At 60.5% G+C, this 24,992-nt stretch carries 20 protein-coding genes, 1 tRNA gene and 3 pseudogenes; 14 read left to right on the top strand and 10 right to left on the bottom strand.

The window, feature by feature from the left end; translation table 11 throughout:
* Positions 1–39 precede the first annotated feature (39 nt).
* The 6 genes and pseudogenes from HDG39_RS01955 to HDG39_RS01930 all read left to right on the top strand — a co-directional run.
* Complete coding sequence (locus HDG39_RS01955) at positions 40–627, top strand: phosphoheptose isomerase (protein ID WP_184002795.1); 588 nt, start codon at positions 40–42, stop codon at positions 625–627.
* A 26-nt stretch (positions 628–653) separates the two neighbouring features.
* The gene (locus tag HDG39_RS01950; RefSeq protein WP_184002793.1) at positions 654–1,445 is read left to right on the top strand and encodes a BON domain-containing protein; all 792 of its coding nucleotides are present in this window, start codon (positions 654–656) and stop codon (positions 1,443–1,445) included.
* On the top strand, positions 1,445–1,798 hold the full coding sequence (locus HDG39_RS01945) for a c-type cytochrome (protein ID WP_184002791.1): 354 nt from the start codon (positions 1,445–1,447) through the stop codon (positions 1,796–1,798). Before HDG39_RS01950 ends, HDG39_RS01945 begins: the two co-directional genes overlap by 1 nt.
* 64 nt (positions 1,799–1,862) lie before the next feature.
* Positions 1,863–1,938 (top strand) — tRNA-Ala (locus HDG39_RS01940).
* A gap of 597 nt (positions 1,939–2,535) precedes the next feature.
* Positions 2,536–2,832, top strand: coding sequence for a hypothetical protein (locus HDG39_RS34845; protein ID WP_260327483.1), 297 nt, complete (start codon positions 2,536–2,538; stop codon positions 2,830–2,832).
* A 103-nt stretch (positions 2,833–2,935) separates the two neighbouring features.
* Positions 2,936–3,094, top strand: a pseudogene (locus HDG39_RS01930) (transposase domain-containing protein); the annotation flags it as partial.
* A gap of 433 nt (positions 3,095–3,527) precedes the next feature.
* Here the strand turns inward: HDG39_RS01930 and HDG39_RS01925 are convergent.
* From HDG39_RS01925 to HDG39_RS01905, 5 genes are all read right to left on the bottom strand, one after another.
* Positions 3,528–4,520 carry an IS5 family transposase gene (locus tag HDG39_RS01925; RefSeq protein ID WP_184002789.1) on the bottom strand — a complete coding sequence of 331 codons (993 nt, stop codon included), beginning with the start codon at positions 4,518–4,520 and terminating at the stop codon, positions 3,528–3,530.
* Between the two features lie 125 nt (positions 4,521–4,645).
* Positions 4,646–5,509 (bottom strand): DUF4231 domain-containing protein, encoded by an 864-nt coding sequence (locus HDG39_RS01920; protein WP_184002787.1) that lies wholly within the window; start codon positions 5,507–5,509, stop codon positions 4,646–4,648.
* 12 nt (positions 5,510–5,521) lie between these two features.
* Positions 5,522–5,929, bottom strand: a complete 408-nt coding sequence (locus tag HDG39_RS01915; protein ID WP_184002785.1) for a TIR domain-containing protein — start codon at positions 5,927–5,929, stop codon at positions 5,522–5,524.
* 55 nt (positions 5,930–5,984) lie between these two features.
* Positions 5,985–7,316, bottom strand: a complete 1,332-nt coding sequence (locus HDG39_RS01910) for an IS4 family transposase (protein ID WP_184002783.1) — start codon at positions 7,314–7,316, stop codon at positions 5,985–5,987.
* Between the two features lie 160 nt (positions 7,317–7,476).
* Entirely contained in the window at positions 7,477–8,454 is a 978-nt protein-coding gene (locus HDG39_RS01905; protein ID WP_184002781.1) for an IS5 family transposase, read from the bottom strand.
* Between the two features lie 411 nt (positions 8,455–8,865).
* On the opposite strand from HDG39_RS01905, the gene HDG39_RS01900 reads away from it, so the two are divergent.
* The 4 genes from HDG39_RS01900 to HDG39_RS01885 are packed head-to-tail and all read left to right on the top strand — an operon-like array spanning position 8,866 to position 14,300.
* Positions 8,866–9,072 carry a type II toxin-antitoxin system antitoxin gene (locus HDG39_RS01900; protein ID WP_184002779.1) on the top strand — a complete coding sequence of 69 codons (207 nt, stop codon included), beginning with the start codon at positions 8,866–8,868 and terminating at the stop codon, positions 9,070–9,072.
* Entirely contained in the window at positions 9,069–11,315 is a 2,247-nt protein-coding gene (locus tag HDG39_RS01895) for an N-6 DNA methylase (RefSeq protein WP_221305574.1), read from the top strand. The genes HDG39_RS01900 and HDG39_RS01895 overlap by 4 nt, the downstream gene beginning before the upstream one ends.
* Positions 11,315–12,709: a restriction endonuclease subunit S gene (locus HDG39_RS01890; RefSeq protein ID WP_184002777.1), complete on the top strand. Its 1,395-nt coding sequence runs from the start codon at positions 11,315–11,317 to the stop codon at positions 12,707–12,709. Before HDG39_RS01895 ends, HDG39_RS01890 begins: the two co-directional genes overlap by 1 nt.
* 1 nt (position 12,710) lies before the next feature.
* Positions 12,711–14,300 carry a ParB N-terminal domain-containing protein gene (locus HDG39_RS01885; RefSeq protein WP_184002774.1) on the top strand — a complete coding sequence of 530 codons (1,590 nt, stop codon included), beginning with the start codon at positions 12,711–12,713 and terminating at the stop codon, positions 14,298–14,300.
* A 300-nt stretch (positions 14,301–14,600) separates the two neighbouring features.
* On the opposite strand, the pseudogene HDG39_RS34840 reads toward HDG39_RS01885, so the two are convergent.
* Positions 14,601–14,930 (bottom strand): annotated as a pseudogene (locus HDG39_RS34840) (methyl-accepting chemotaxis protein); the annotation flags it as partial.
* A gap of 314 nt (positions 14,931–15,244) precedes the next feature.
* On the opposite strand from HDG39_RS34840, the gene HDG39_RS01880 reads away from it, so the two are divergent.
* Positions 15,245–16,168 (top strand): AraC family transcriptional regulator, encoded by a 924-nt coding sequence (locus HDG39_RS01880; protein ID WP_260327482.1) that lies wholly within the window; start codon positions 15,245–15,247, stop codon positions 16,166–16,168.
* Positions 16,169–16,174: 6 nt separating this feature from the next.
* Here the strand turns inward: HDG39_RS01880 and antC are convergent, their stop codons facing one another.
* The 3 genes and pseudogenes from antC to antA form a co-directional block, all read right to left on the bottom strand.
* A complete protein-coding gene (gene antC, locus HDG39_RS01875) occupies positions 16,175–17,203 on the bottom strand; it encodes an anthranilate 1,2-dioxygenase electron transfer component AntC (RefSeq protein ID WP_184002770.1) in 1,029 nt (342 codons plus the stop codon).
* A 15-nt stretch (positions 17,204–17,218) separates the two neighbouring features.
* The gene (gene antB, locus HDG39_RS01870) at positions 17,219–17,707 is read right to left on the bottom strand and encodes an anthranilate 1,2-dioxygenase small subunit (RefSeq protein ID WP_184002768.1); all 489 of its coding nucleotides are present in this window, start codon (positions 17,705–17,707) and stop codon (positions 17,219–17,221) included.
* Positions 17,704–19,094 (bottom strand): annotated as a pseudogene (gene antA / locus HDG39_RS35570) (anthranilate 1,2-dioxygenase large subunit). Before antA ends, antB begins: the two are co-directional and overlap by 4 nt.
* A 501-nt stretch (positions 19,095–19,595) precedes the next feature.
* Here antA and HDG39_RS01860 point away from each other — a divergent pair.
* On the top strand, positions 19,596–20,903 hold the full coding sequence (locus tag HDG39_RS01860; RefSeq protein ID WP_184002766.1) for a solute carrier family 23 protein: 1,308 nt from the start codon (positions 19,596–19,598) through the stop codon (positions 20,901–20,903).
* A 62-nt stretch (positions 20,904–20,965) separates the two neighbouring features.
* Here the strand turns inward: HDG39_RS01860 and HDG39_RS01855 are convergent, their stop codons facing one another.
* Entirely contained in the window at positions 20,966–22,621 is a 1,656-nt protein-coding gene (locus tag HDG39_RS01855) for a Na+/H+ antiporter (protein ID WP_184002764.1), read from the bottom strand.
* Positions 22,622–22,943: 322 nt separating this feature from the next.
* On the opposite strand from HDG39_RS01855, the gene HDG39_RS01850 reads away from it, so the two are divergent.
* Positions 22,944–24,230: an EAL domain-containing protein gene (locus tag HDG39_RS01850; protein ID WP_184002762.1), complete on the top strand. Its 1,287-nt coding sequence runs from the start codon at positions 22,944–22,946 to the stop codon at positions 24,228–24,230.
* 35 nt (positions 24,231–24,265) lie between these two features.
* Entirely contained in the window at positions 24,266–24,982 is a 717-nt protein-coding gene (locus HDG39_RS01845) for a copper homeostasis protein CutC (protein WP_020565941.1), read from the top strand.
* Positions 24,983–24,992 lie beyond the last annotated feature (10 nt).

The raw sequence follows: 24,992 nt of genomic DNA, 5'->3' as shown, positions 1-24,992 counted from the left end.
GCGCGGTGCGGTCCATTCGCGGTACAAGATAGAGACTCGATGTCAGTCGAACGCATCCAACAACACTTCCGCGACAGCGCGGCAGTCAAACTCGAAGCCCTCGAAACCCTGTCGATGCCGATCGCCGTCGCGATCGACACGATGTTCGCCGCGCTCGCCAACGGCAATCGCATCCTCGCGTGCGGCAACGGCGGATCGGCCGCCGACGCGCAGCATTTCGCGGCCGAGCTGATCGGCCGCTTCGAGCGTGAGCGGCCAGGTCTGCCGGCAATTGCGCTCAGCACCGACACCTCCGTGCTCACCGCGATCGCCAACGACTATTCGTTCGAACAGATCTACGCGAAACAGGTCTGGGCGCTCGGTCAGCCCGGCGACGTGTTGCTCGCGATCACCACATCCGGCAATTCCGCGAACGTGCTGGCCGCGATCGAAGCCGCGCATGAGCGCGAAATGATCGTCGTTGCGCTGACCGGCAAGGGCGGCGGACGCGCGCAGGAGGTGCTGAGCGACACCGACATCCACGTGTGCGTGCCGTCCGACCGCACGGCGCGCATCCAGGAAGTGCACCTGCTGACCATCCATTGCCTGTGCGACGGCATCGATGCCATGTTGCTCGGCGAAGACTGAGACTGATTTCGAAGGAGAGCTAGTTGATGAGCGTTTTCCGCATCAAGAAGACACTGGTGAGAACCGTGCTCGTGGTCGGGGTCGCGGCGGGCCTGTCGGCCACGCTGCAAGGCTGCTTTCTCGCTGTCGGGGCCGCGGCGGGCGGCGGCGCGCTGATGGCGACCGACCGCCGCACGCTCGGCGCGCAGACCGAGGATCGCGAGATTCAGGTGAAGGCGCTGTCGCAGATCAGCCAGAATCTGCCGGACTCCGCGCACGTCAACGTCACGGTGTTCAACCGCCGCGTGCTGCTGACCGGCGAGGTCGCGGGCGAGGCGTCGAAGCAGCGTGCCGAGAGCATCGTGCGGAACATGACCAACGTGAATACGATCGTCAATGAACTGGCGATCGCGCCGGCGAGCTCGTTCTCGTCGCGCACCAACGACACCTACCTCGAAACGCGCGTGAAGACCGCTCTGATCGCCGAGAAGAACATTTCGGCGAACAATTTCAAGGTCGTGGCCGAGCGCGGCAACGTCTATCTGATGGGCCTCGTCACGATGAATGAGGGCAATATCGGCGCCGACGTCACGAGCCGCGTGCCGGGCGTCGTGGAGGTGGTCAAGGTGTTCCAGTACATCCAGCCGCAGGAAGCCGAAGCTGCTGCGGCCGCCGGTGCGACGGCGCCGGTGGCCGCCTCGCAGCCCGAGGTCAGCGAGCCGACGGTCGGCGCGATTCCCGATTCGTCGGTGAGCGCGCGGCCGCTCGATCAGCAGGCGCCTGCGCCGGTCAACTCGTCGACGTCGGTGCGGCCGGGTAATCCGAAGGCGGTGCCTTGATGCGCGGTATGACGCGTGCGGGTGTCGTGTTCGCGTTGGTGGTGGGCGCGCTCGCCGGCACGATGACGTGGGGTGCTCGCGCGGCCGAGGCGCCGCGCGGCCAGCAGGTCGCCGCCGCGAATGCATGCATGGGCTGTCACGCGGTCGATCGCAAACTTGTCGGTCCGTCGTTCCAGCAAATCGCCGCGAAGTACAAGGGCGACGCGCAGGCGCCGACCAAACTCGCGCGCAAGGTGAAGGACGGCGGCTCCGGCGTATGGGGCATGATTCCGATGCCGGCCCATCAATCGATGAGCGATGCGGATATCCGAGCGGTGGTCGACTGGGTGCTCGCGGGCGCGCCGTCCAGATGAGGTTTTCCCGGTGCTGGAGGCTTGGCAAAAGGGAAAATGGCTGTGCTAGAATTATTTTTGTATTGGGGGGGTAGCTCAGCTGGGAGAGCGTCGCGTTCGCAATGCGAAGGTCGGGAGTTCGATCCTCCTCCTCTCCACCAAGTTTTTCTTTAAAAACAATGCACTACATCTTACGATGTAGTGCGTTGTTTTGCATCTGGATGCAGGAATTTGCACTCTTGTTGTGGCGAAATTGTGGCGCGAGGGCAGTCACGCAAAGAGCTGCGTGACATTGCTGCACACTGCGGGTAAGCTATATTTTGTCTGAGAAATCAGACTTCACTTTGACATCGTGATTTAAAAAAACAAAGGCCGGGCTTCGGTGTCGTCCAGGCCAATTCCGACTAGCTGCGCTTTGCGCAGTTTGCTCGAAGAGCGAGTCGGCGAATTTTTTCGAGTCGCCGCTCGTTATCGCACAGTGACATACCCATAGGTCAGAAAGGCCGGGCCCCCAATGTGGCCAAGGCCGAGTGCTGAGCAATTTACCGGCGCAATTGCTCGATGACCCAGTCGTTAGCCGTTTCATTCGGTCATCAAAAATGAAACCTGATCTTACTGATCGCATCAACCATTCTCAGGGAAGGAAGGCATGCGCCGGCCTTGACGCATGCAGCACGCATAGATGCGTCGATCGCCCGTCCGTTGAGCGTGTTGAGCACAACCCGCTGCAAGCCGCATGACTCTAAGAGGGCTCGCCGATGAGAACCCTTCTGACGGTTGATCAGCTTGCGAAATGTCTTCACAAATCCATTGCAAGCATCAGGAGCGACGCTACCCGCAACCCCCGATCACTTCCGCCAATCTGCCGGCTGCCTAACACCAAGCGTTTGCTTTGGCGTGCCGAAGACGTCGAACAATGGCTGGCCAAGCAATTACAGGAAAGGGAGGACCGCATTATGGATGAGCTACGGCCCTATCTTGCCGAGATCGAAGCGCTTGAGAAACTGGTGAGGCGGTTGGACCGCAAGATGCGGAAAGCGCAGTTTGGGTCATAGACTCAGGGCGCCCAGTGCTGACGAGTTGCCAGCTTTGCTGGCTGTCAGAAAAGCGGTAACCCCTTCTCGGCTGCAGCCTTGGAGCGGATCACCAGATGCGATCGCCGCAATCTACAGGCTCGTCGGCACCGCAAAACTCAACCGCATCGTTCCTGAGGCGCATCTGCGCTTCGTGCTCGCACGCATCGCCGACCACGCGATTAACCGCATCGACGAACTCGCACTGTGGGTCATCGCCGATCGACGCCACACTGCAGTCTGAAGATCACGATCTCCAGTGAAGACATTGCTGGCGCCGCGCTTACCCTGTTTCGGCATGCAGCGGCAGATTCAAAAAAAGGGCCCGCCGCGAAGGGCAGCTAGGCTCGGTGAGGTCGAATTGGATATAAACGCGGCCACAGCAAACATGAACCATGTAAAGACTCCGACGGAGCGTCGTCAGGCTGAGCGTCAGCTAATCAAGCTTACGCCTCAGAAGCGACGGCCACAAATGCAGCTTACGCAGGCGAAGACTCGGCGGTTGAACAGCGTGGGGAAGGGGGGGCGTGTGACTTAATAGCTCTAGGGAAACGCTGATCAATGGACCAACTGCCCAAGTTGCAGGCGAGCTGGCGTCGAATTTTCTGGATGACGAAGCGAATCGACACTCAGTTCGGTGAATTGGACGCCTAAACGAGCCTCCCTGCTCGCATTTTTCATACGCTTGACGGATTGCTCCCATGGACCGATCGCAACAGATTTCGCGCAATCACCAGATTCGCCAGAGCGAACAGGCTGAACAGTTGCGCGGTGTTCTTGGCCAAGCCCTTGTATCGGGTCTTGCGATGATGAAACAGGTTCTTGACGATATGAAACGGATGCTCGACCCTCGAACGGATCTGTGCCTTGGTTCGCTCGACCGCCATCACCAAGTCCTTCAGCGCTCCCTCCTGCATCGCCTTGATCTTTCCCCGCTTGGCAGCGACGTGCCACTTGACGGTCTTGCCCGCCAGTTCCTCGCGCTTGTCTACGCCAATGTAGCCCGCATCGGCGAACGCCTGCTCCTCATGTCCGTGCAGCAGGGCATGCGCTTGCGATACATCCGACACGTTGGCCGCCGTGCCAACCACACTGTGGATCAGGCCCGAGTCGGCATCGACGCCAATGTGGGCTTTCATCCCAAAGTGCCATTCGTTTCCCTTCTTCGTTTGATGCATTTCCGGGTCACGACTCTTCCCGGCGTTCTTGGTCGACGGCGGCGCTTCAATGATCGTCGCGTCAACCAGCGTGCCTTCCTTCATCATCAGTCCACGCTCGCACAGCGAGATGCCAATCTCGTCGAACAACTTCCCTGTCAGTTCGTGCTCGATCAGCAAGCGCCGGAACTTCAACAGCGTGGTTGCATCAGGCACGTTCTCGACTGCCAGATCGATGCCGGCGAAGGCTCGCAGCGCGATGCTGTCATACAGCGCGTCTTCCAGTCCTTCGTCCGACAGCCCGTACCACTGTTGCAGGAAGTAGATTCGCAGCATTCGCTCCAGGCCAATTGGCGGGCGGCCTCGCGTGCCCTTCGGATAGTGCGGCTCGATTGCCGACAGCAAGCGCTGCCACGGAACGACCTTCTCCATCTCCGCCAGGAAGCGTTGGCGCCTCGTCAATCTCTTCTTGCCCGCAATTTCCGCTTCTGCGAAGCCGATCTGCCTCTTCATCATCGTGAGTCTGTTCCGTGAGCTGCCTTCTTCTATAACGTCCTCGGCTACGCCAGCGATGACCACCGAGCTGAATAAATCAGCGTTTCCCTAGGGGTTGTTGTAACCGCACCTTCACTTCGAGGTCAGGTATCTTTCCTCGCAATCCATTGAGTGTGTTCGCGAGAAAATGCATTCTCGGCGTCACCGACGAATTTCGACAAGTGATCGTCTGAGGTAATTTCACTCACTTGCTGGCGAATTAGGCTGATCTCGTGAGCGGTGAGTGCGTACGAGATCGCGAGTTCTTGAAATTTTTTTGCCTGAATCCAGCTCAATACTCCAGCGGCGAGGGTGACGAAAAAATCGGTCGGCCAGAATTGAGCGGTCGGGAATTCGATCTTGGCGATCGAAAAGAAAATTGCGGTGACAATGACGACAATCAGAAGTGCGAAAAACCTTTTGACCATGCGTCGGTTGAACGCGGCCTTATTGGCGTACCATGATTGTTGATCAACGATTCTTGAATTTAAATAATAGTTAACTCGGTCAGCCAAATTTTGCTGTCTAAGTTGCTCCATTTCTGGCGAAATTTGAACGCCGTCAAGGTGCGTTGTTAGCAACCCCGCGACGTCCTTGTTTTGTTCAATGACGGCCTTGAGCCTCAACACGAAATCGTGACGATCTAGTTCGTCGGCATGGTCGAAAGGTTCAGCTTTCGAGACGAAGCGCCACACCAGCGTCTTGACGGATTCCGCAACAGCTCTTCCGGAATACCAGTGCCGATCAGGCCGACCGAAATACAGATAAATCGCACAGCCGAGTGCCCCGAGCAAGACCATTGCTTGGAGAATATCCATCTCGGGGCGAGAGCTGTTCACAACAGAAATAAGGGCGGCGACCGTGAGTAAGCCCATATGCCCTAGAAACGTCTGTAAAAATGAAGTTTGCGATCGTTGCGACAGATCGGAGGCGGATTGATAGAGCGCTGGGTAATCGGAGTGTTTCAATGGCTTGCCCGTCTAGATATATTGTCGAACTGCACTGATTATGCTGGCGCCGTTCCAGTTTACCATGATGGCTGCGGCGTTTTGCACCTTGAGTGGTGTTCGCTCTTGACCCCAAGGGCGTATGCCGATAATTACCTTTTTTAGCCGCGTAGCCTCACCGATCTCGTAATCAATCCATCCACTATGTGCGGAATACATGCCGGCGATAATCAAAACGCCTTGGGCTGGATTAATTTGTCGAGTGATACCTGCTGCTAACCCTTTGGTTGTTTTGTCTGGTAAGGCGTCAGTGCTTGGAATGCTGCAATTGCTCCACGAAAAGTTCGGCTCGTCGTTAAACCATTTGGTCAGAGTGAGATACGCTTGGTCGTATTGCCACGCATGGCTAATAAAGAGCATTCGATTCTTAAGTTCTGGCATACCTGACCCCCCGTAGTTATTGGCACTTGTTTTACCGCATCCGGTTATACGGAAGTCATGCGCCCTCCGCCCGGAGAGCCTGGATCATGAAGGCGGCATCCATGGTTCGCTGCAAGCCGATCCAGATGGTTTTGGCGCCGGGTTCGCCATCGCTCTTGCGGCCCAGGAAACCTCCCAGTGAAGCGATCAGGCGAATCACCTGATTGAGCGTGGCTGGCTCCTTTGGGTGGGCCTTCTTCGCAAGTAGATACGCGCCGCGTATCTCATCGGCATCGAAGAATAGTGACGCGTCGAGCTCAGGGCAGGTTCTGCCCAGACGCATCAGCCGGGCGATCCGCCATGCCACGACCATGTACAACACCAGAGCGCGCTCCACGCGGTCTATGTGGGATAACTGCAGGGTTTCCACCTTGCACCCGTTCTTCAGGACATTGAAAAACATCTCTATCTCCCACCGGGCGCGATACCAATCGATAAGTTCGATCACGGCATCAGGATCTTGCGCTTCCCGGTTGGTCAGCAGTCGCCACACAACAGGCGTAACGCCAGCCGGAGCACCGACCTCCTGGGCCACAATGCAGGTGATAGCCAGTCCTTTCTTACCCGGCAGCTTCACGCGTTGGGCACGTAACTCCTGCTTGACCTCGCGCGCCTTCTGACCGGCTCGCCCCGGCAGGATGAAGGCGATCTCCCCCAGCACCTGACTGGCGTCGACCGTATCCCACAACCTGGCTCCAGCCCCAAGGCTGCGGTTGTGCTGACAACGTATTAACCAGTCAGCAGGATGGCCGAGCTCATCAGCCCGCTCCATCAGCGCAACGATGTCGCCTTCCCGATCCGCCACATAGACCAGGCGGGTCGCTGGCAACGTCGCCGCCTGTTCGGCGACGCGCTCATAGCTCTCGATCCACCGCACACTCTCCTTGATGCCGCCCCGTTCCCCGTTCGCATCCAGCGGCTCGCGGGCCCACATCCAGGCGTCGATCACCCCCAACGGTTCCCGGTCCGGCGTGACGGCATAGGTCGGATGCAGGTACATCCCTCGCTGCACTTCATAGCTCAATGGCCCCGCGCCTTCCATGTCCTGGCCGTTAAAGTTGAGTTCGGTTGTGTCGGCGATGCACAGCACCACCGGAGATTGCCGCATCCGCGCTGCCGTACGCTCCCAATGCGGCTGCAGCATATCTGTCCACTCGACTTCCTCATTGCCAAGAAATCGATAGGCACCGATGGTCTCAGCCCAGCCATCGCAGGCGCCCGGAATGCTCGCCGTTGGCTTGGCCGCAAACCGCTTCAGCAATTCCTTCGCCCGTCGGTCCCGCCGCGGATCACCGAGATCCAGCGCCTCAAACTCCTCGTCCACCCATGCCCCCGACTCGTTACCCATTCGCGCTCGAAATCCGAGAGTAAAGGCTACGCTGAAGAAGCCACCGTTTTCGGCGACGGTTTGCTGCTGAATGTCGGAATACGAGATCAGCGACGCGATTGGTTCGATTTTCTTGCCCTGAAGGGCCTTGCAAGCGGGTCTCTCGACCCACTTTGGCCCATCATGGACGCACCTGTGCCATGAGCCGCTCGCGGCTCATGTAGATGTTGCTCAACGCCAGTGCGGTGAAGGCGCGCGTGGCGTTCTTCGCCAGACCGCGATAGCGCACCTTGACGAAACCCCACAGCCGCTTGACCACCGCAAAGACGTGCTCGACCCGCGCACGTATCTTCGACTTGTTGCGGTTCTTCGAGCGTCTGGTGTCATCGACCTCACCACTTCGCCTGCGCACACGCTGGTTGGTAAAGTCCTTCGCTTGCGGTGCCTTGCTGGCGATGAGTTCCTTCTGGCTCGCATACGCGCTGTCACCATACACACGCCGCTCGGCGCCATGCAGCAGCGCCGGCAGCGGATGCTTGTCATGCACGTTCGCAGCCGTCACTACCGCGCTGTGTGCCAGCCCCGTCTGACTATCCACGCCGATGTGCAGCTTCATGCCGAAGTACCACTGCTGGCCCTTCCTCGTCTGATGCATTTCGGGGTCTCGCGTCTTGTCCGCGTTCTTCGTGGAACTGGGCGCACCGATGATGGTGGCATCCACGATGGTGCCGGTGCCAACCTTCAGGCCGTGCCCTTGCAGTACCTCGCCGACCTTGGCGAACAATTGCTCGCCGAGCTTGTTGCGCTCCAGCAGCCGGCGAAACTTCAACAGCGTCGTGCCATCGGGAACGCGCTCGCGCCCCAGGTCAATCCCAACGAATCGCCGCAATGCGGTGCTGTCCAGCAGCGCTTCCTCGCAGGCTTCATCCGCCAGGTTGAACCAGTGCTGCACAAAGTGCATGCGCAGCATGCGCTCCAGGCCAACTGGCGGGCGCCCGCCTTGCCCCTTCGGATAGTGCGGCTCGACAACCTCGCACAATTGCGTCCACGGTACGATCTGCTCCATCGTCTCAAGGAACACATCACGTTTGGTTGGTCGTCGATACTGTTCGAATCCGGCGCCTTGATCGGCCGCCATCGCAAGGGTCTGTTGTTTCATCCGCATTTAACGTCTTACCGCCCAACGGCGTTGACCTTTTTCAGCGTAGCCTAAACGCGAATTCGCGCAAGTTTACAAGCGCAGCGCTACGTCATTGAAAGTAAACGTGTTCTTCCGCGCACGACGTCTTGGGCTACGAGATGTGTATAACCGGATGGCTTTACCGTGGCTAAGCGAAGCTGCTCGGGAGCGTCGCTCCTGAACAGGTATGAAGACTACACCAGCGTTCAGGCGTTGTCGCGACAGTTCCCGTATCTCGCTCATGAAGCACGGCGGTTGGAGGAGGCATGACTTCTTTGCGCGCGGCGGAACCCCACTTGGACACCGCTAGGGATCGAAATTAAGCAAACCGCCGACGGTTCTGCTACATTGCCGCACTTCCGCAGTACAAACGCCACACAAGGAGGAGCTATGACCACTGGGAAGACGGCCACCTTGAGCTTTCGTATCGAGCCCAACCTGAAAGAGGCATTACGTGCTGCCGCCGAGCAGGAACACCGCAGCATAGCCAACATGGTGGAAGTGATGATCCGGGAGTATTGCGGGCGCATCGGCGTTGGCAATAGCAAGCATCCTGTCCCTGCAAACGTTCGAAAGATGGCAACGCGCAACAAATGAAAGAGAAACCAATGCAAGTAAGTTGGAAGAGGAAGAGCGATAGCGCGAGTTCGCTACTTGCCGTCCACCGGGAGAAGGGCAAGATATGGAGCCACATTCGGCAGAAGTGGCTCAACGAGACGCCGGAAGAATCGGTCCGTCAGGAATATCTCTGCATCCTCGTAAATGAATATGGCTTCTCGCTCACTCAAATGGACGAAGAGCTGGAAGTGACGGGCCGGGGGTCTGGCCATGCCCGCGCCGATTTCGTTATCTGGCGCACGGCCAAGGACAAAGCGGATTCAAAGAACCCGCTGATTGTCGTCGAATGCAAGTCCGACAATGTGACCATCAAGCCGGCCGATTATGGGCAGGGCGATAACTACTCGCGACTGACCGGCGCCCGCTTTTTCGTTACACACAATACCCGCGAAACGAAATTCTGGCGCGTGGTACATGAGAAGATGCCGAAGTCTCTGGAGGAAATTAGCAACGTCCCCCATGCCGACGCCAGCGACAAGGAAATCGACGAGCTGATTGCCAAGCTCAAGATCTTCAAGGAAGACGAGTTTGCTGACCTGCTCCATCAATGCCACAACGTCATCCGCAACCGCGAAAAACTCGACCCGGCCGCAGCGTTCGACGAAATCGCAAAGATTCTGTTCGTGAAGGTATTCGTTGAGCGCGAGCTGCGCGCGAAACGACAGCGCAAGAATCTGTTCAACGTCGAATTCCTAGACGATCAAATCGGCAAGCACCCCCTCAACACACTCTTTGGACAAACTAAGGACGCCTACGAGGACGACAAGATTTTCGAGCCGGACGAGGAAATTCGTCTGCGGCCCGCCACCGGCCGGGAGATCGTCAAGCTACTGGAACGCTACAACCTGTCCGACACCAGCGAAGACATCAAAGGCATCGCCTTCGAGCGCTTCCTGGGCCGCACCTTTCGCGGAGAGATTGGGCAATTTTTCACCCCGCGCGCCATCGTCGAATTCATGATTCGCATGGTTGAACCTAAGGAAGGCGACATCATTTGCGACCCGGCCAGCGGGTCCGGTGGCTTTCTGATCCGCTTCTTTGAGATCGTGCGCGAGCAAATTCTTGCTGCCGCCGATGCCGAGTATCAGGCGTTCAAGACCGATCTTGAGCGGAAGAAGCTATCCGAAGCCAAGAAGGCGGAAGCGTTGCGCGAGAAGTTCACCGAGATACAGGCAGCGCTGGATCAGCGCAGACGTGGCTCGCGCCTTTGGGCATTGGCCAATCGCCGCATCTACGGAACCGACGCCAACGACCGCATGGCCCGCACCAGCAAGATGAACATGATCATGCACGGCGACGGACACGCGGGCGTGCATCATCACGACGGCTTTCTGAATGTGAACGGCATTTTCGAAGGCCGCTTCGACATCATTCTCACAAATCCTCCTTTCGGCGCGAGCGTAGAGCCTTCCGACGTGGTACATGAATCCGACGTGATCACTGACCGCGCGGCCGAAAGACGCTACGTCGAAGATTACGGCGATCTCTATACCGATGCGCTAGCTCGCATGCGCGCCGCCGTGAACAAACCCATCGCCAGCCTGTTCGAGCTGCCAAAAGGTGCGAAAAGTAAGATCAAGACGGAAATTCTCTTCATCGAACGCTGCCTTTCCCTGCTCACCCCTGGCGGTCGCCTTGGCATCGTCTTGCCTGAAGGCATCTTCAACAATCCATCGCTGGCTTACGTGCGCGAATTCTGCGAGAACCGCGCCTTCATTCGCGCCGTTGTCAGCTTGCCGCAGGAAACCTTCTATTCCTCTGGCGCGAGCGTGAAAGCCTCATTGCTGTTCATGCAGAAGTTCACCAAAGAAGAGCAATCGGACTTCGATGCCAAGCAGGTCGTGGCGCGCGAAGAGATTGAAAGCAATTACGAGGGAGAAATCGCGGCCGAAATCGCGCGGCTTGAAGAGGCTATCGCCGCCGCGAAGGAGGCGCGCGATGCCGAGCAACGGAAGGCGCTAGATAGAGAATTGAAGGACTACCAGAAGCGGATAGCCGATACCATCTCAGCGGAAACCCGCGCACTGCTCAAGGAGCGCTTTCCCTATCCCATCTTTCTCTACGAGGCGGAGAGGGTGGGGATTACGGCAACGGGCGATGCAGACCAGAACGAGCTTATCCCGACCGACGACATGCCGAAGGGCGTCGTTAAGTCCTGTCTGGAGTTGTATCAGGAGTTTCGCCGGAATCCCAAAGCATTCCTTTTCGCGGAGAACCAATAATGGCGACGGTTAGCGCGGCCACGCAGCGCGCCTTTGCTGTCTGGTGGAAGGACTTGGAACGTTGGGTCATACCACCTAGCCTGCTTCTGCGTCGAACCCTGCCGGCAGGCTGGATCTCTGTTCGCATCGGGGCGCTAGTCCGCCAAGTCGCAACACGGGTGAAGGCTGAACCCGAGACGGAATATAGGATGGCCGGTGTGAGGTGGTATGGCGAGGGGTGCTTCCACCGGGAAACGGTTCGTGGCGACGCGATGAGTGCTAAACAAGTCACTCCACTGGTGCCCGGCGCTCTGATCTATAATCGACTCTTCGCTTGGAAAGCGTCATTCGCCGTCGTTCCGGCAGACCTTGCGGATTGTTATGTCTCGAATGAATTTCCGCAGTTTATCCCCGACACGACCCGCGTTCTTCCTGAATACCTTTATCTCTTCTGCACGCGCGAAGCGACGATTCGAGCGGTAAATGCGGCCTCCACGGGTTCCGCCGCAGTTAGCCGTAATCGCTTCAAGGAAGAGCAGTTCCTCGCCTTTGAAATTCCGTTGCCCTCGCTTACCGAGCAAAAAGTTATCGTTACTCGCTGGCGCCAGGCACGAGAAGAAATCACATCCGCGCGAGAGCGAGCCCGGAAGCACGTCGGGCTGATAGATGCCAGATTCTTCGCCGATCTGGGTTTGCGGTCGCCTGACCAACTTGCTATGCCAAAGGCGTTCGCGGTCTGGTGGGAGGATTTTCGACGGTGGGGAGTTCGCTTTAATCAATTGAACCAAGGAGGAGCAGACATTACCCAGGGCAAGTATCCGGTGGTGGAACTAGATTCAGTCCTGGACTTGGTTCAATACGGGACAAGTGAAAAGGCCAACAGCACCGGCAAGGGTGTACCGGTGCTACGTATCGGTAATATCAAGGATCGTGTGTTGGACCTTACCGACTTAAAGCACATTCCGCTGTCGCCCGGTGCGCTTAACGGTCTTCTATTACGAGAAGGCGATGTCCTCATCATTCGGACGAGCGGAAGCCGCGATTTGGTTGGGACATGTGCGGTGTTTCGAGGTGAAGGCGAATATGTCTTTGCGTCGTATCTGATACGTCTGCGATTCGATACCGGGAGAGTCGTGCCCGAATTCGCTTCGTGGTTTCTAAATTCACTTTTGGGTCGCCAGCAAGTGGATGCAGTGAGCCGTCAAATCATGCAGAACAACATCAACAGCGAGGAACTGCGCGGCCTCCAGATTCCGCTCCCGCCCCTCGCCGTACAGCAACAAATCATGAAGCGCGTGGCAAGTGGCCGCGCTGAAATCGCCCGCGAGCGTGGAACGGCCGAGAAGCGAAGCAAAACGATTGATGCCGAAATCGAAGCCCTGATTTTCGGCACCAAATCACTCAAGGACGCTTAGCATGGCAAGGAGCACACGCTACCTGAATTTCGACGGTCAGTTTGAAAGCGACGTCCTCGGGACGTTCCGCATCATCCGTGGCTTTGCCAACTTGAGAGACCTCGCCGAAATCTCCGTGCCCTACGAGATGGAAGACGGCGGCAATGGTGCGGAAGTCGTTGGTCAGCAACGCAAGCTCGACCCTGTGCATGCCGAGCGAATCAAGCGCTACCTGGAAAGTGGCGAGCAGCGCTTCTTGCCTGAAGTCATTTTGTCGGTGCGGCACGAGTTGATCGAGGAACTGGATGACGCCCAATATCCTATCGGCGTCGAAAGCACTGATCACGAAGACGGCATAGGCATTTTTCGGCGCTGGAAAAGCCGAAACATCCGAGTGCATCGCATGTGGGTAGATAGGCGAGAGCTGGCGGCGATTCGGGAGAGAAAACTCATTCGCCGCGTCGACGGCAACCACCGTTTGGCGCTTGCCGATACACTGAAGGACGATCCAGCCGTCGCCACAAAATACCTCGCGCCGTTTTGCGTTGTGCTCCTCGGGCCCGAAGGCGACGCGGCAGACGACTATTCCGAATCGCTGATTTTCCACACGATCAACAGCACGGCGCTTCCGCTGGAATCTGAGCATGCGCTGAAGCTTATCCTCGGCCAAGACGCGGACTACGACATGCCGCCGGAGAAGGAGTTCGCCTATAGCCCGGACCTGCATTTCACGCGGCTGCTGCGCGACGGTTTGCTGAAGCTGCCTAAACCGGTGCGCGCGCGCCTTGGTAATCGTCCGCTAAGCAGCCTGCGCGGGGCTGTGCGCGGCTTACTCGATTTGGACCCGACGGTTGCGAAGGACTTGGCAACCCTGAGACGGTATTCCAAAGCCTTGGTGGCGGCGCTCAGTGACGTTGTGACCCGATTGGAGCCCAGCCAGCCTTCGCTATGCAAGGCCGAATTCTTTATCGAACTTGCTGCGCGAGTATGGAAGGCATCCCCGGGTGATGGCGACCATACCGCAAGAGTGAACGCCGCTGTTGCCGAGTTGGAACAACTGGCGGCCTGGCTTGGCAAGGATGGATTGGTCGACTTGAGAGAAGGGCGATCACTCAGCAAGCAGGTGCTGGACATCTTCGCCGCTGTGCGCAAGCGGATTCCGAAGAATGTTTTCCTTGCCCGGTGGTATCCCACGGCGGCCGATAGCGAAGAGTTCGATAAGGCAAAGCTACGCCTCAAGCAGATTCGTCAGGCGCTGAAGGAAATTGAGAAGGAAGAGGGGACGCACCTCGAGCTAGTCGACATGGGCACCCAAACAGGTGCGACCTTCCCCATTCACGCAACGATGTACAACGCTATTTCGTCTGCTGACATCGTACTCGTTGACCTTACTGGCGTGCGACCGAATGTCTGCGTCGAAGCTGGATACGCTCTACGCCATCTTGAGAGGAATCGCCTGATATTCATCTTCCAGCCGACGGACGCGCACAAGGCTGTCCCGTTCGATCTGAATACCTTCCGATATGAGTTATTTAAGGATACAGGCGAGATTCCCGAGAAGATCAAACCGCACATCAGCGCGATTCTGCGTGGCGCTGCGATAGGCGCGTAAACGGCTGGGTCTATCCGGATGTGGTTTCCCGAGCGTGGAATTCAACCCGATCGGGTTTTTGTTTTTTTGTCAAAAACCATTGATTTTATTCAGCTGTAGTTTGCATTCGCAATGCGAAGGTCGGGAGTTCGATCCTCCTCCTCAAAACGAAATCCGGCCTCCCGCCGGTTTTTGTCTTTCTATATCGACAAACGCACATCGTCATTGCCCTCGATGAACGAGATGACCGCATGCCGTGCCTTCGGGAACAGCAGGCGCGACGCGCAGGCGAAAAAGCACCGGTCAGAACTTATCCCACCCCTCTGCGATCAAGTCGGTCGCGCGTGCGACGGCGTGCATGACCTCGTTCATCGTCCTCCCCCTTCGCCAGCGAGCGCCGAGCCGTCGCGGATCCGGTCGACCGACGTCGCGATCGGGTCCTTGATCTCCTTGGCTGCGCTCGACGAGCTGGCCGCGTTTAGCGCGAGAATGTTGGTCTGAAACGCAACACCACCTCGGTGATCGCCATGATGGCCCCGATCTTCGTCGAGCTGTCGCTGACGTGCTGCGTCGTGTTGACGACCTCACGCCAGCCACCGCGCTGCCCTTCTGCGCAACTGACAACGCAAATGACCGATAGAAGCTTGCACGGTTTTGCGCGTATTTAAATGCGTGATGAATGCGTCGCCTTTCGTTCGAGTTTTGGTCTCTTTTCCATTTGTCAGCAATTCTCCATGCAGCACAGCGGTGCTTTACCAGAGGACAATGTTTCATTCGTCCACCCGGGCGGCCACGGTTGAGGTAGGCTTAGCCAATCCCATCATGTCCCCCGTTCTGCGCCCAGATGGACTGCCTCCCCTCGGGACGCGCACCTCAATAGCTCGTCTCCACGTATGTCAACACCGGACCCCAACAACCGCGATCTCCGCGCCGCCTTAAGCGACCTAAACGGCGCCCGCAACTGGATGGCGTCCATCTGCGGCCCCCACGGCCTCCAGGTCAGTCACCCGGAGCGCTTGCGCTTCCACCAGTCCGGCACCGTACTTCGTTCGATGGCGACGACGATAGGCTACGTCGAATACGGCACCGACGTGACGGTCGCGGTAAGCGAGAGCAGTCCGCTGAACTGCTACAGCGTGAGCCTGCCGATGGTCGGTCAACAGGAGCTCGCAGCACACGGCAAGAGGTGGTTGTCGGATCAGGATTGCGGTCTGATCGTCAGTCCGCAGGAATCGCAGGATCTCGCGATCACCGGCAATTGCCGCAAGCTGCACGTCGCGATTCCGCGCTCCGCGCTCCAACAGGTGCTGCAGACGATGCTGCAACGCCCCATCGAAGCGCCGCTCATGTTCCAGCCCGACATGGACGCAGCCGCCGGCGATCAGGCATCGTGGTGGCGCATGGTCAAGTTCCTGGCCGGCGAGATGGAGCGCTCGGGACCGTCGCTAGGGCAGCTTTACATGTCCAGCGAATTCGAACTGACGTTGCTGAAGGGGCTGCTTCTGTCACAGCCGCATAACTATTCGGAACAGCTGGCCAACGCGTCCGCGCCGACGCCACCGCATTATCTGACCCGCGCGCGCCAGTTCATTCACGACAACGCGCGCGAGCCGATCACGCTCGAAGACATCGAGCGCGCTTCGGGTGTGTCGCGCTTCAAGCTGTTCGACGGCTTCCGTCAATATTTTGGCTGTGCGCCGATCGCGTATCTGAGACGCTACCGGCTCGAATCGGCGCGGCGCGATATTCTCGACGACCGCTCGGTGCGCAATATCTCGTCGGTGGCGTTGGGCTGGGGGATGTCGCATCTCGGCCGTTTCTCGACCGAGTACAAGGCGTTGTTCGGCGAGTCGCCATCCGAGACGCTGAAGCGCGCGGCGCGGCGTTAGAACGTCCTATCGCGCGTTGCTTTCGCCGAACTTCTCGTAAAACAGCCGGTAATCATGAATACCCTGTTCGGTGAGCCAGGTCTTGATCGCTTCGACCATCGGCGGCGGTCCGCACACGTACATGTCGAAGGCATTCGATTCGAGAAACGAGCGGTCGAAATGCTCGGGAATCAGCCCGATCTTGCCCGACCATCCCGGCGCCGGATTCATCACGACCGTCTCGACCGCGAATCCTTCGATGCTCGCCTTGTAGCCGTCGATGCGCCCGGTCTCGCACAGATCGGCTGCATTCGTGACGCCGTAGTACAGATGCACCGGATGCGCGACATTGCGTTTCGCCGAGATGTCGTCGAGCATGCCGAGGAACGCGGAGAGTCCCGTGCCGCCCGCGACCATCACGAGCGGACGCTCGACCTGGCGCAGATAGAACGCGCCGAGCGGCGCCTCGAACTCGACCGTATCACCGGCCTTGCAACGTTCGCGCAGATAGTTGCTCATCATGCCGTCGGGCAGCAGACGGATCAGGAATTGCAACTCGTTGCGCGCATTCGGATGATTCGCGAACGAGTACGAACGCCATTCTTCGGTGCCGGGCACCTTCACGCGCGCATACTGGCCCGGCAGAAAATCGAGCTGACGCACATGCGCGCTCGCATCGACACGCAGAATAGCGGTCGTCGCCGACACCAGCTCGACGCCGACCACGCTCGCGCGCACGGTGCTCGTCCCGGCGCCTTCGCACAGCGTCGAGTCGAAGTCGAAATAGAACGACGCATCCGACTTCACGCGCGTCTGGCACGACAGGATCTTGCGCTGCGCGAGGTCTTCTTCGCTGAGCGTTTCCTCGTCGACGTAATCGAGCGTGTAGTCGCCCGATTCGCAGCGCCCCTGGCAGGTGCCGCACACGCCTTCGCAGCAGTCGAGCGGAATGTTCACGCCGTTCTTCAGCGCCGCGTCGAGCAGCAGCTCGTTCGGGCTCACATCGAAGAACGCGGTTTTGCCGTTGGCGAAGCTCAACGCGACCTTATGTTTCATCGTCGTGCTCCCGGCTTACAAATGGTAGAAATCCAGCACCGCGTTGATGTGGTCGTTCAGCAGCAGCACGTGCTTGCGCTTGATCTTCCAGCTATCGCCCGACGCTTGCAGGTCGTACACCGCGCGGCCGTAGAAGTAGTCGGTCGAGCCGTGACGCGTGTACAGCGTCGACCAGTTCACGTTCGCTTCGACGCTCGAATCTTCGCGCTCGCTCAGGCGCACGTTGCTGATCTGATGCATCGTGCGCGGCAGCGGCGTCGACGCGGCCGACTTGCCGGTGCGCAGCCGGAACACGCGGTCTTCGAGACCGGCGCGATCCGAGTAGTAAATCAGCGACATGCCCTGTTTCGGATCGGTCGTGTACACGTGCTCGGAATCCCACTGCGGCACATGAAACACGCTCTTCGGATCGAATAGATCGAGGTATTCGTCCCATTGCTGCTTGTCGCACAGATCGGCCTTCAGATACAGAAACTGCTCGACGGAGCGTTGGAGTTGGCTCATGCCTGCTCTCCCTGCGATTCGATGGATTTGTCGAGACCCTTGAGGATCGTGTCGCGCCAGGTGCCGTGCTGGTTCACGTAAAGCCCTTCGTGGGTCAGCTCGGTGCCGGTCAGATTCGGCTCGATGCCGAGCAGCGTGGTGTTCGCGGTCGCGCCGCTGGCCCACTTGTGATGCCCGCGCGAGATGTCGCTCCAGTGTTCGAGGCGCGCCTGGAAGCCGCGCTGCTGCTCGCGGAACTCGACGAGATCGTCGGGCGTGCCCATGCCGGACACGTTGAAGAAGTCTTCGAACTGACGGATGCGGTTCTCGCGATCCTTCGCCGACTCGCCCTTCACGCCGATGCACTGGCTGATGACCTCGGTCTTGTTCCACGCGACCGGCCGCACGAGGCGCAGCTGCGAGCTGATCTGGTCCATGAAGAACAGGCTCGGGTAGACATTCAGATTGCGCAGCCGGTGCATCATCCATTCGGCCTTGTCCCGGCCATAGGCTTCGACGAGCCGCGGCATCACGCTCTCGTAGCCGGGACGCACTCGCGGATTCGGCATGTCGCTGAACAGGACGCTGTGGCCATTCCTGAACGCGAACCAGCCGTCGTCGGTTTCGCTGTCGCCGGCGCCGAGCTTGCTGTAGTCGAGCGTGCCGCTTGGGTTATCCCTTTCTTCGCATTCGATTCGATGCGGTGCTGCACGGTCGCCACGTAGTTGTAGTGCACGGTGCTCACGTGATAGCCGTCGAGACCGTTCTCGTTCTGCAGCTTCCAGTTGCCGTCGAACGTGTAGGTCGACTTGCCGGGCAGCACTTCGAGCTCGCCGGTCGGCGACTGCGCGACCATCATGTCGAAGAAGATGCGTGCGTCGCCGAGATAGTCTTCGAGCGTGTCGGTGCCGTCGACGTCGAGGCTCACGAACACGAAGCCCTTGTAGCTCGCGATGCGCGCTTTCTTCAGGCCGCGCACCGACTTGTCGAAGTCGTCGCAGTATTCGCCCGGCGCCTTCACCTTCACGAGCCGGCCGTCGTTCTTGTAGCACCATGCAAGGAACGGGCACGTGAAGGTCGACTGGTTGCCCTTGGTCATACGCGTGAGCGTCGCGCCGCGGTGCTGGCACGCGTTGATCATCGCGTTCAGGTTGCCGGCGCCGTCGCGCGAGATGATCAGAGGCTGGCGGCCCGCGCGCATCGTCAGGAAATCGTTCTTGTTGGGGATCTCGCTTTCGTGGCACGCATAGATCCAGGCCTTCTCGAAGATGTGCTCCATCTCGAGCGAGAACAGCTCGGGCTCCATGAACATTTCGCGGGCAATCCGGTACACGCCTTCCGCGGGGCGAAAGTCCAGACAGCCGCTGACGAATTCGCGCCATTCCGAGGCGCTGCGCTTCTCGCTCATGATGTGTCTCTCTCCTTGTGTCCAATCGTTTGAACGTGACAGGCTCGATTGAATACCCAAGTGGCGAGGCCAACTATCCAGCCAATTCGCGTTTGCTATCCGAATAATTGGACGGCGCCTGGATAATCTGGCGATCGGACGAAAACCCCCGCCGAACGGGGCTTCTGGCGTGCCGTTCTGGCGCATGCGCTTCTTCACGCGCGACGTCCAGCGCATATCAGAACCAGAAACGCATAGTGACGCGCCGACGGAACAACGTGCTTGCGATCAGTGTCTTGCTGGCTGGCGCGATCCTCGCGATCCTCGCGATCCTCGCGATCGCCGTGTCGCTGCTCGCGCGCCGCGCGAATTGACCCGCTTCCGCGGCTCGTTTTCCGAGCCATTTGTCGGCCCGCTTGCCAGCCCTTATTGCTCTCCGTAAACTCGCGCGTAACTTTGCCGGACCCACGCCGCAGCGCGTGATCGGCACACACCACGCCGACCCTGAGGAGAATCCCCGCGATGGCCGCATCCTATTTCCCCCGCTGGCGCCGCCAGCCTGCCGTCGCTGAGGGCGGCATCGTCGGCATCGACGAACGGCTCGGGTGGCCGCAGATGTTCGCGATGGGCGTCCAGCACGTCGTCGCGATGTTCGGCTCGACCGTGCTCGCGCCGCTGCTGATGGGCTTCGATCCGAACCTGGCCATCTTCATGTCGGGGATCGGCACGCTGCTGTTCTTCGTGCTCGTCGGCGGGCGCGTGCCGAGCTATCTCGGTTCGAGCTTTGCGTTCATCGGCCTCGTGATCGCGGTGACCGGCTACGGCGGACACGGCGCGAACCCGAATATTGCGGTCGCGTTGGGCGGCATCATCGCGTGCGGCGTCGCGTACGGGGTGATCGGCCTGATCGTGGCGGCGGTCGGCACGGGCTGGATCGAAACGCTGATGCCGCCGGTCGTGACCGGCGCGATCGTCTGCGTGATCGGTCTGAACCTCGCGCCGATCGCCGTGCATGGCGTGAGCGGCAGCAATTTCGAGTCGTGGATGGCGCTCGTCACGGTGCTATGCGTCGGCGCGGTCGCGGTGTTCACGCGCGGCATGCTCCAGCGTCTGCTGATCCTGGTCGGCCTGCTGCTCGCCTACGTCATTTACGCGATCGTCACGAACGGCCTCGGCATGGGCAAGCCGATCGATTTCTCGATCGTCGCGAACGCCGCGTGGTTCGGCATGCCGAACTTCATGTCGCCGGTGTTCGACCCGCACGCGATGACGCTGCTCGCGCCGATCGCGGTGATCCTCGTCGCCGAAAACCTCGGCCACATCAAGGCCGTCAGCGCGATGACGGGCCAGAACCTCGACCGCTATATCGGCCGCGCGTTTCTCGGCGATGCGCTCGCGACGATCATGTCCGGCTTCGCGGGGGGTACCGGCGTGACCACGTACGCGGAGAACATCGGCGTGATGGCGGTCACGAAGATCTATTCGACGCTGGTGTTCGTGATCGCCGCGTTGATCGCCCTCGTGCTCGGCTTCTCGCCGAAGTTCGGCGCGGTGATCCAGACGATTCCGGGACCGGTGCTGGGCGGCGTGTCGATCGTCGTATTCGGGCTGATCGCGGTGACGGGCGCGCGCATCTGGGTCGTCAACAAGGTCGACTTCTCCGACAACCGCAACCTGATCGTCGCGGCCGTCACGCTCGTGCTCGGCGCCGGCGACTTCTCGCTGAAGCTCGGCGGCTTCGGGCTCGGTGGCATCGGCACCGCGACGTTCGGCGCGATCATCCTGTACGCGCTGTTGAGAAGAAAGCCGACGCAAGGGCCGGTGGCCTGAGCGTCTTTTATCGGCACTGGCATTTCAAGCGCCGGTGCCGGTGCCGATGCGGCAGCCAACTCCTACCTTTTGCGCGCGGTCAGCGCCGTCTCCGACAGATCCACCTCGCGCATCAGCTTGTTCAGCGTCTCGTCGTTGATGCGCTGGGTGTCGCGCAGGTCGAGCAGCGTCTTGCGCTCGGCGCGCATCGCCGCGAGCTTCATGCGGAATTCGAGGGCATCGGCGCTGCGCGCGAGTTCGCGTGGCGCCTGTTCGTCGTCGAGCGTCGCTAGGCGGCGGCGGTACAGGTCCATCACCCGCGCGGTTACATCGGTCGCATACGCCTGAGCCGATTCATCGAGGTCCGCGCATTCCGTGTCGTGCAGATGATCGACCGCGCGAATCGCCGACTGCGCGGCGAGCGTACGCGCGAGTGCTTCCTCGGCGGCATGCGGGTCCTTGCCGCGCCGCCAGCCGCGCAGCAGCAGTGGCAATGCGGCCACTGCCACCAGCAGCGACAGCAGGATCACGCCCGACGCGATGAAAATCGCGAGATCGCGTCCCGGCAGCGGCGTGCCGTTCGGCAGCACCTCCGGCAGCGACAGCACGCCCGCGAGCGTCACCGCGCCGCGCACGCCGGCCACCGTCGTCACCGACACCATGCGCAACCCGGGCACTGCGTTCGCGACGCCGTGCTTCGTCGCGCCGCGGCTCGCGAACCAGCGCAGCAGCCACACCCACGCGAAGCGCATCGCGTACAGCGCGAGCGCCACCGCAACGATATAGCCGATCAGCAGCGCGACCTGCGCGTCGTTGGTTTCGTGCGCTTCGAGCAGTGCGCGGCCGAGGATGTGCGGAAACTGCAGGCCGAGCATGATGAACACCATGCCATTGAACACGAACTCGATCATCGTCCACGTGCTCGTGGCCCGCACGCGCGAGGCGACCTGCCATTTTTCCGTGATGCTCGCGAAGTTCATCGTCATGCCGGCGGAGACCGCGGCGAGAATGCCCGACAGCTCGAAGCGCTCGGCGGTCAGATAGGCGGCGAACGGGATCAGCAGCGTCATCACGACGCCCGGCGCGGGATCGCCTTCTTCGTTGAGATTCAGGAAGCGCGCGGACACGAAGCTGAACACCGCGCTCACCGCCGCGCCGACCGCGAGGCCGCCCACCGCGATGATCACGAAGCTCACCGACGCTTCACGCAGGGAGAACGCGCCGGTCAGCGCGGCGGCGATCGCGAACTTCAGCGCGACGAGGCCTGACGCGTCGTTCATCAGCGCCTCGCCTTCGAGGATATGCATAAGCTGCACCGGAATCTTGCCCTTACCGGCGATGCCGGACAGCGCGACCGCGTCGGTCGGCGACAACACGGCGGCGAGCGCGAATGCGACCGGCAGCGAGATCTGCGGCACCAGCACGTGCACGAAGTGACCGACCACCAGTACCGTCATGAACACGAGGCCGAGCGCGAGCATCAGGATCGCGCGGCGCGCCATGAAGAACTCGCGCTTCGGGATGCGCCAGCCGTCCGCGAACAGCAGCGGCGGAATGAACAGCAGCATGAAGATTTCCGGATCGAACGCGACGTGCAATTCGAGGCGCGGCCACGCGAGCATCGCGCCGATCGCGATCTGCACGAGCGGCAGCGGCAGCTTGAACGGCAGCGCGCGGGTCAGCATGCCGGAGGCGGCGACGGCAAGTAGCAGGATCAGGACGGTAAAGACAATTTCCATCGTGTGTTTCGGGGGATGAAGGGGGTGTCCCGGGAGAGGGCGCGATGCGCAGGGTCGAGTGTAGCCCGGCGGCGCACGCAGTTGCCGCGAGCTTCGCCGCGACGCGGCCTGCGAATCCGTGCACCGCAACGGTGCGCGCGACGCCCACGGGCGGCGCACGAGCGCTGTCGCCGGTGCACTCTTTCGAGCGAGTTACAGCGCAGTGTGCGCCACCGCGCGCATGGACCTTGCTTAACCGGTAATGACGACGCACATTTTGAGAGACCATCGGCCTCGTTGCCGGTCGCGTTCGGACCGGCCGGCTCTCGCGTGAGAGGATTGCATGAGCATTGCGCAACAGGACAGGGCGGCGAGCATGCCGCACGGCTTCGAGGTCGAGGTGACCTCGGGCCTTCAACGCTATTCGGTTCAGCACGGCGACCTGACGCTTACCAGCGTCTTCCAGCCGATTTTCAGTCTGTCGCACCTGCGCGCGGTCGGCTATGAGGGCTTGCTGCGCGCGCACGACGCGCTCGATCGCGCGGTGTCGCCGCTCGATGTGTTCGGCGAGGCCGCACGCCTCGGCGACGCGCTGCAGATCGACCGGCTGGCGCAGACGCTGCATCTGGAGAACTTCAAGGTGCTCGGCGCCGAGCGCGAATGGTTGTTCCTGAACGTGCACCCGGGCGTGCTGACCGACCCGTATCTCGCGGCCGCTTTGCTCGCCAATCTGCGGCGGCTCGATCTGTCGCCGCGGCGCGTCGTGCTCGAAGTGCTCGAGCAGAGCGCCGAAGATCTCGATCGGCTTGCCGACGCGGTGCGCGACTTTCGCGAGCGCGGCTTCCTGATCGCGCTCGATGATTTCGGCGCCGGCCATTCGAACATCGAGCGGATCTGGCAACTGAATCCCGACATCGTGAAGCTCGACCGCGTCATGCTGTCGCATGCCGCGCATCGCGCCGACATGGCGACGATCCTGCCGGGGCTCGTGGCGATGCTGCACGAAGCGGGCAAGCTGGTGCTGATCGAGGGCGTCGAAACCGAGCACGAAGCGCAGATGGCGCTCGCCTGCAATGCCGACTTCGTGCAGGGCTTTTTCTTTGGCCGGCCGAATCCGGGTGTTGCCGATGCGATCCACGCGGCGGTCTGCATTGGCGAAGTCACCGAGCGTTATCGTGAGCAGGCCGAGGCACGCGAGCGGCGCAGCGCGAGTCGGCTCGCGCCGTATCTGCGCGCGTTCGAGCGCGCCGCGGAGCGTCTCGCCGCCGGTGAGCCGCTCGACGAGGTGTGCTGGAATTTCCTCGCGCTCGATCACGTGGCGCGCTGTTTTCTGCTCGACGCGAAGGGGCGCCAGGCCGGCCGCAACGTCGTGCTGCGCGCCGATCGCGCGGCGCACGAAACGCGCTTTCTGCCGCTCGCCGACGCGCAGGGCGCGAACTGGCTGCGTCGGCCGTACTTCAGCGTCGCGATCAATGCGCCGGAGCGCGTGCACGTGACGCGGCCGTATCTGTCGATCAACGAGGCGTTGCCGTGCGTGACGCTGTCGGTGGCAACGCGCGTCGGCAGCGAGACCTGCGTGCTGTGCGGCGATATCGACTGGGTCGAAGACGAACGCGACGCGCGCATCTGACATGATGTCGTTTTCAACGACACCAGGTTGCGCTCATGTCCGTGCTGCTCGAAGTGATTGCCACGACCGTCGCCGATGCGCGCGCTGCCGCGCAGGCCGGTGCCGACCGTCTCGAACTCGTGACCGCGATGGGCGAGGGCGGACTGACGCCGAGTGTGGGGTTGATCGAGGCGGTGGTTTCAGCGGTCGGCGTCCGGGCAGCCGGTGTGCCCGTAAACGTGATCGTGCGGCCGCATAGCCGCGCGTTCGTCTACGACGCCGACGACTACGCGGTGATGCTGCGCGACATCCGGGCCGTCAAGGCGGCCGGCGCGAACGGCATCGTGATCGGCATGCTCGATGCCGAGCGGGCGATCGACCGCGAAGGTCTCGCGCGCGCGTGCGAAGCTGCCGATGGACTCGCGATCACGTTCCATCGCGCGTTCGACGAGGCGCGCGATCTGCGCGAAGCGCTCGACGTATTGCTCGGTTTCGAGGCGGTGACGAATGTGCTGACGTCGGGCGGACAGCCCTCGGTGCTGCGGGCGCAAGCGACGATCGGCGAACTGCTGCGGCAGGCTGCCGGCTCGCATTGCACGGTGCTCGCCGGTGCCGGCTTGACGGTCGATGCGGTCGCGGACTTCGTGAGCAAAACGCACGTCGAGGCCGTGCATTTCGGCTCCGGCGTGCGCGTAAACGGCAACGGACTCGCGCCAGTCGATCCGGCGAAGGTGATGCAGGTGAGGGCGCTGCTCGACGCGATGCAACGGTGAGCAGCGCAAC

The organism is Paraburkholderia lebeckiae (assembly GCF_014201005.1).
Taxonomy (GTDB): domain Bacteria; phylum Pseudomonadota; class Gammaproteobacteria; order Burkholderiales; family Burkholderiaceae; genus Paraburkholderia; species Paraburkholderia tuberum.
This window is presented reverse-complemented; position numbering and strand designations above follow the sequence as displayed.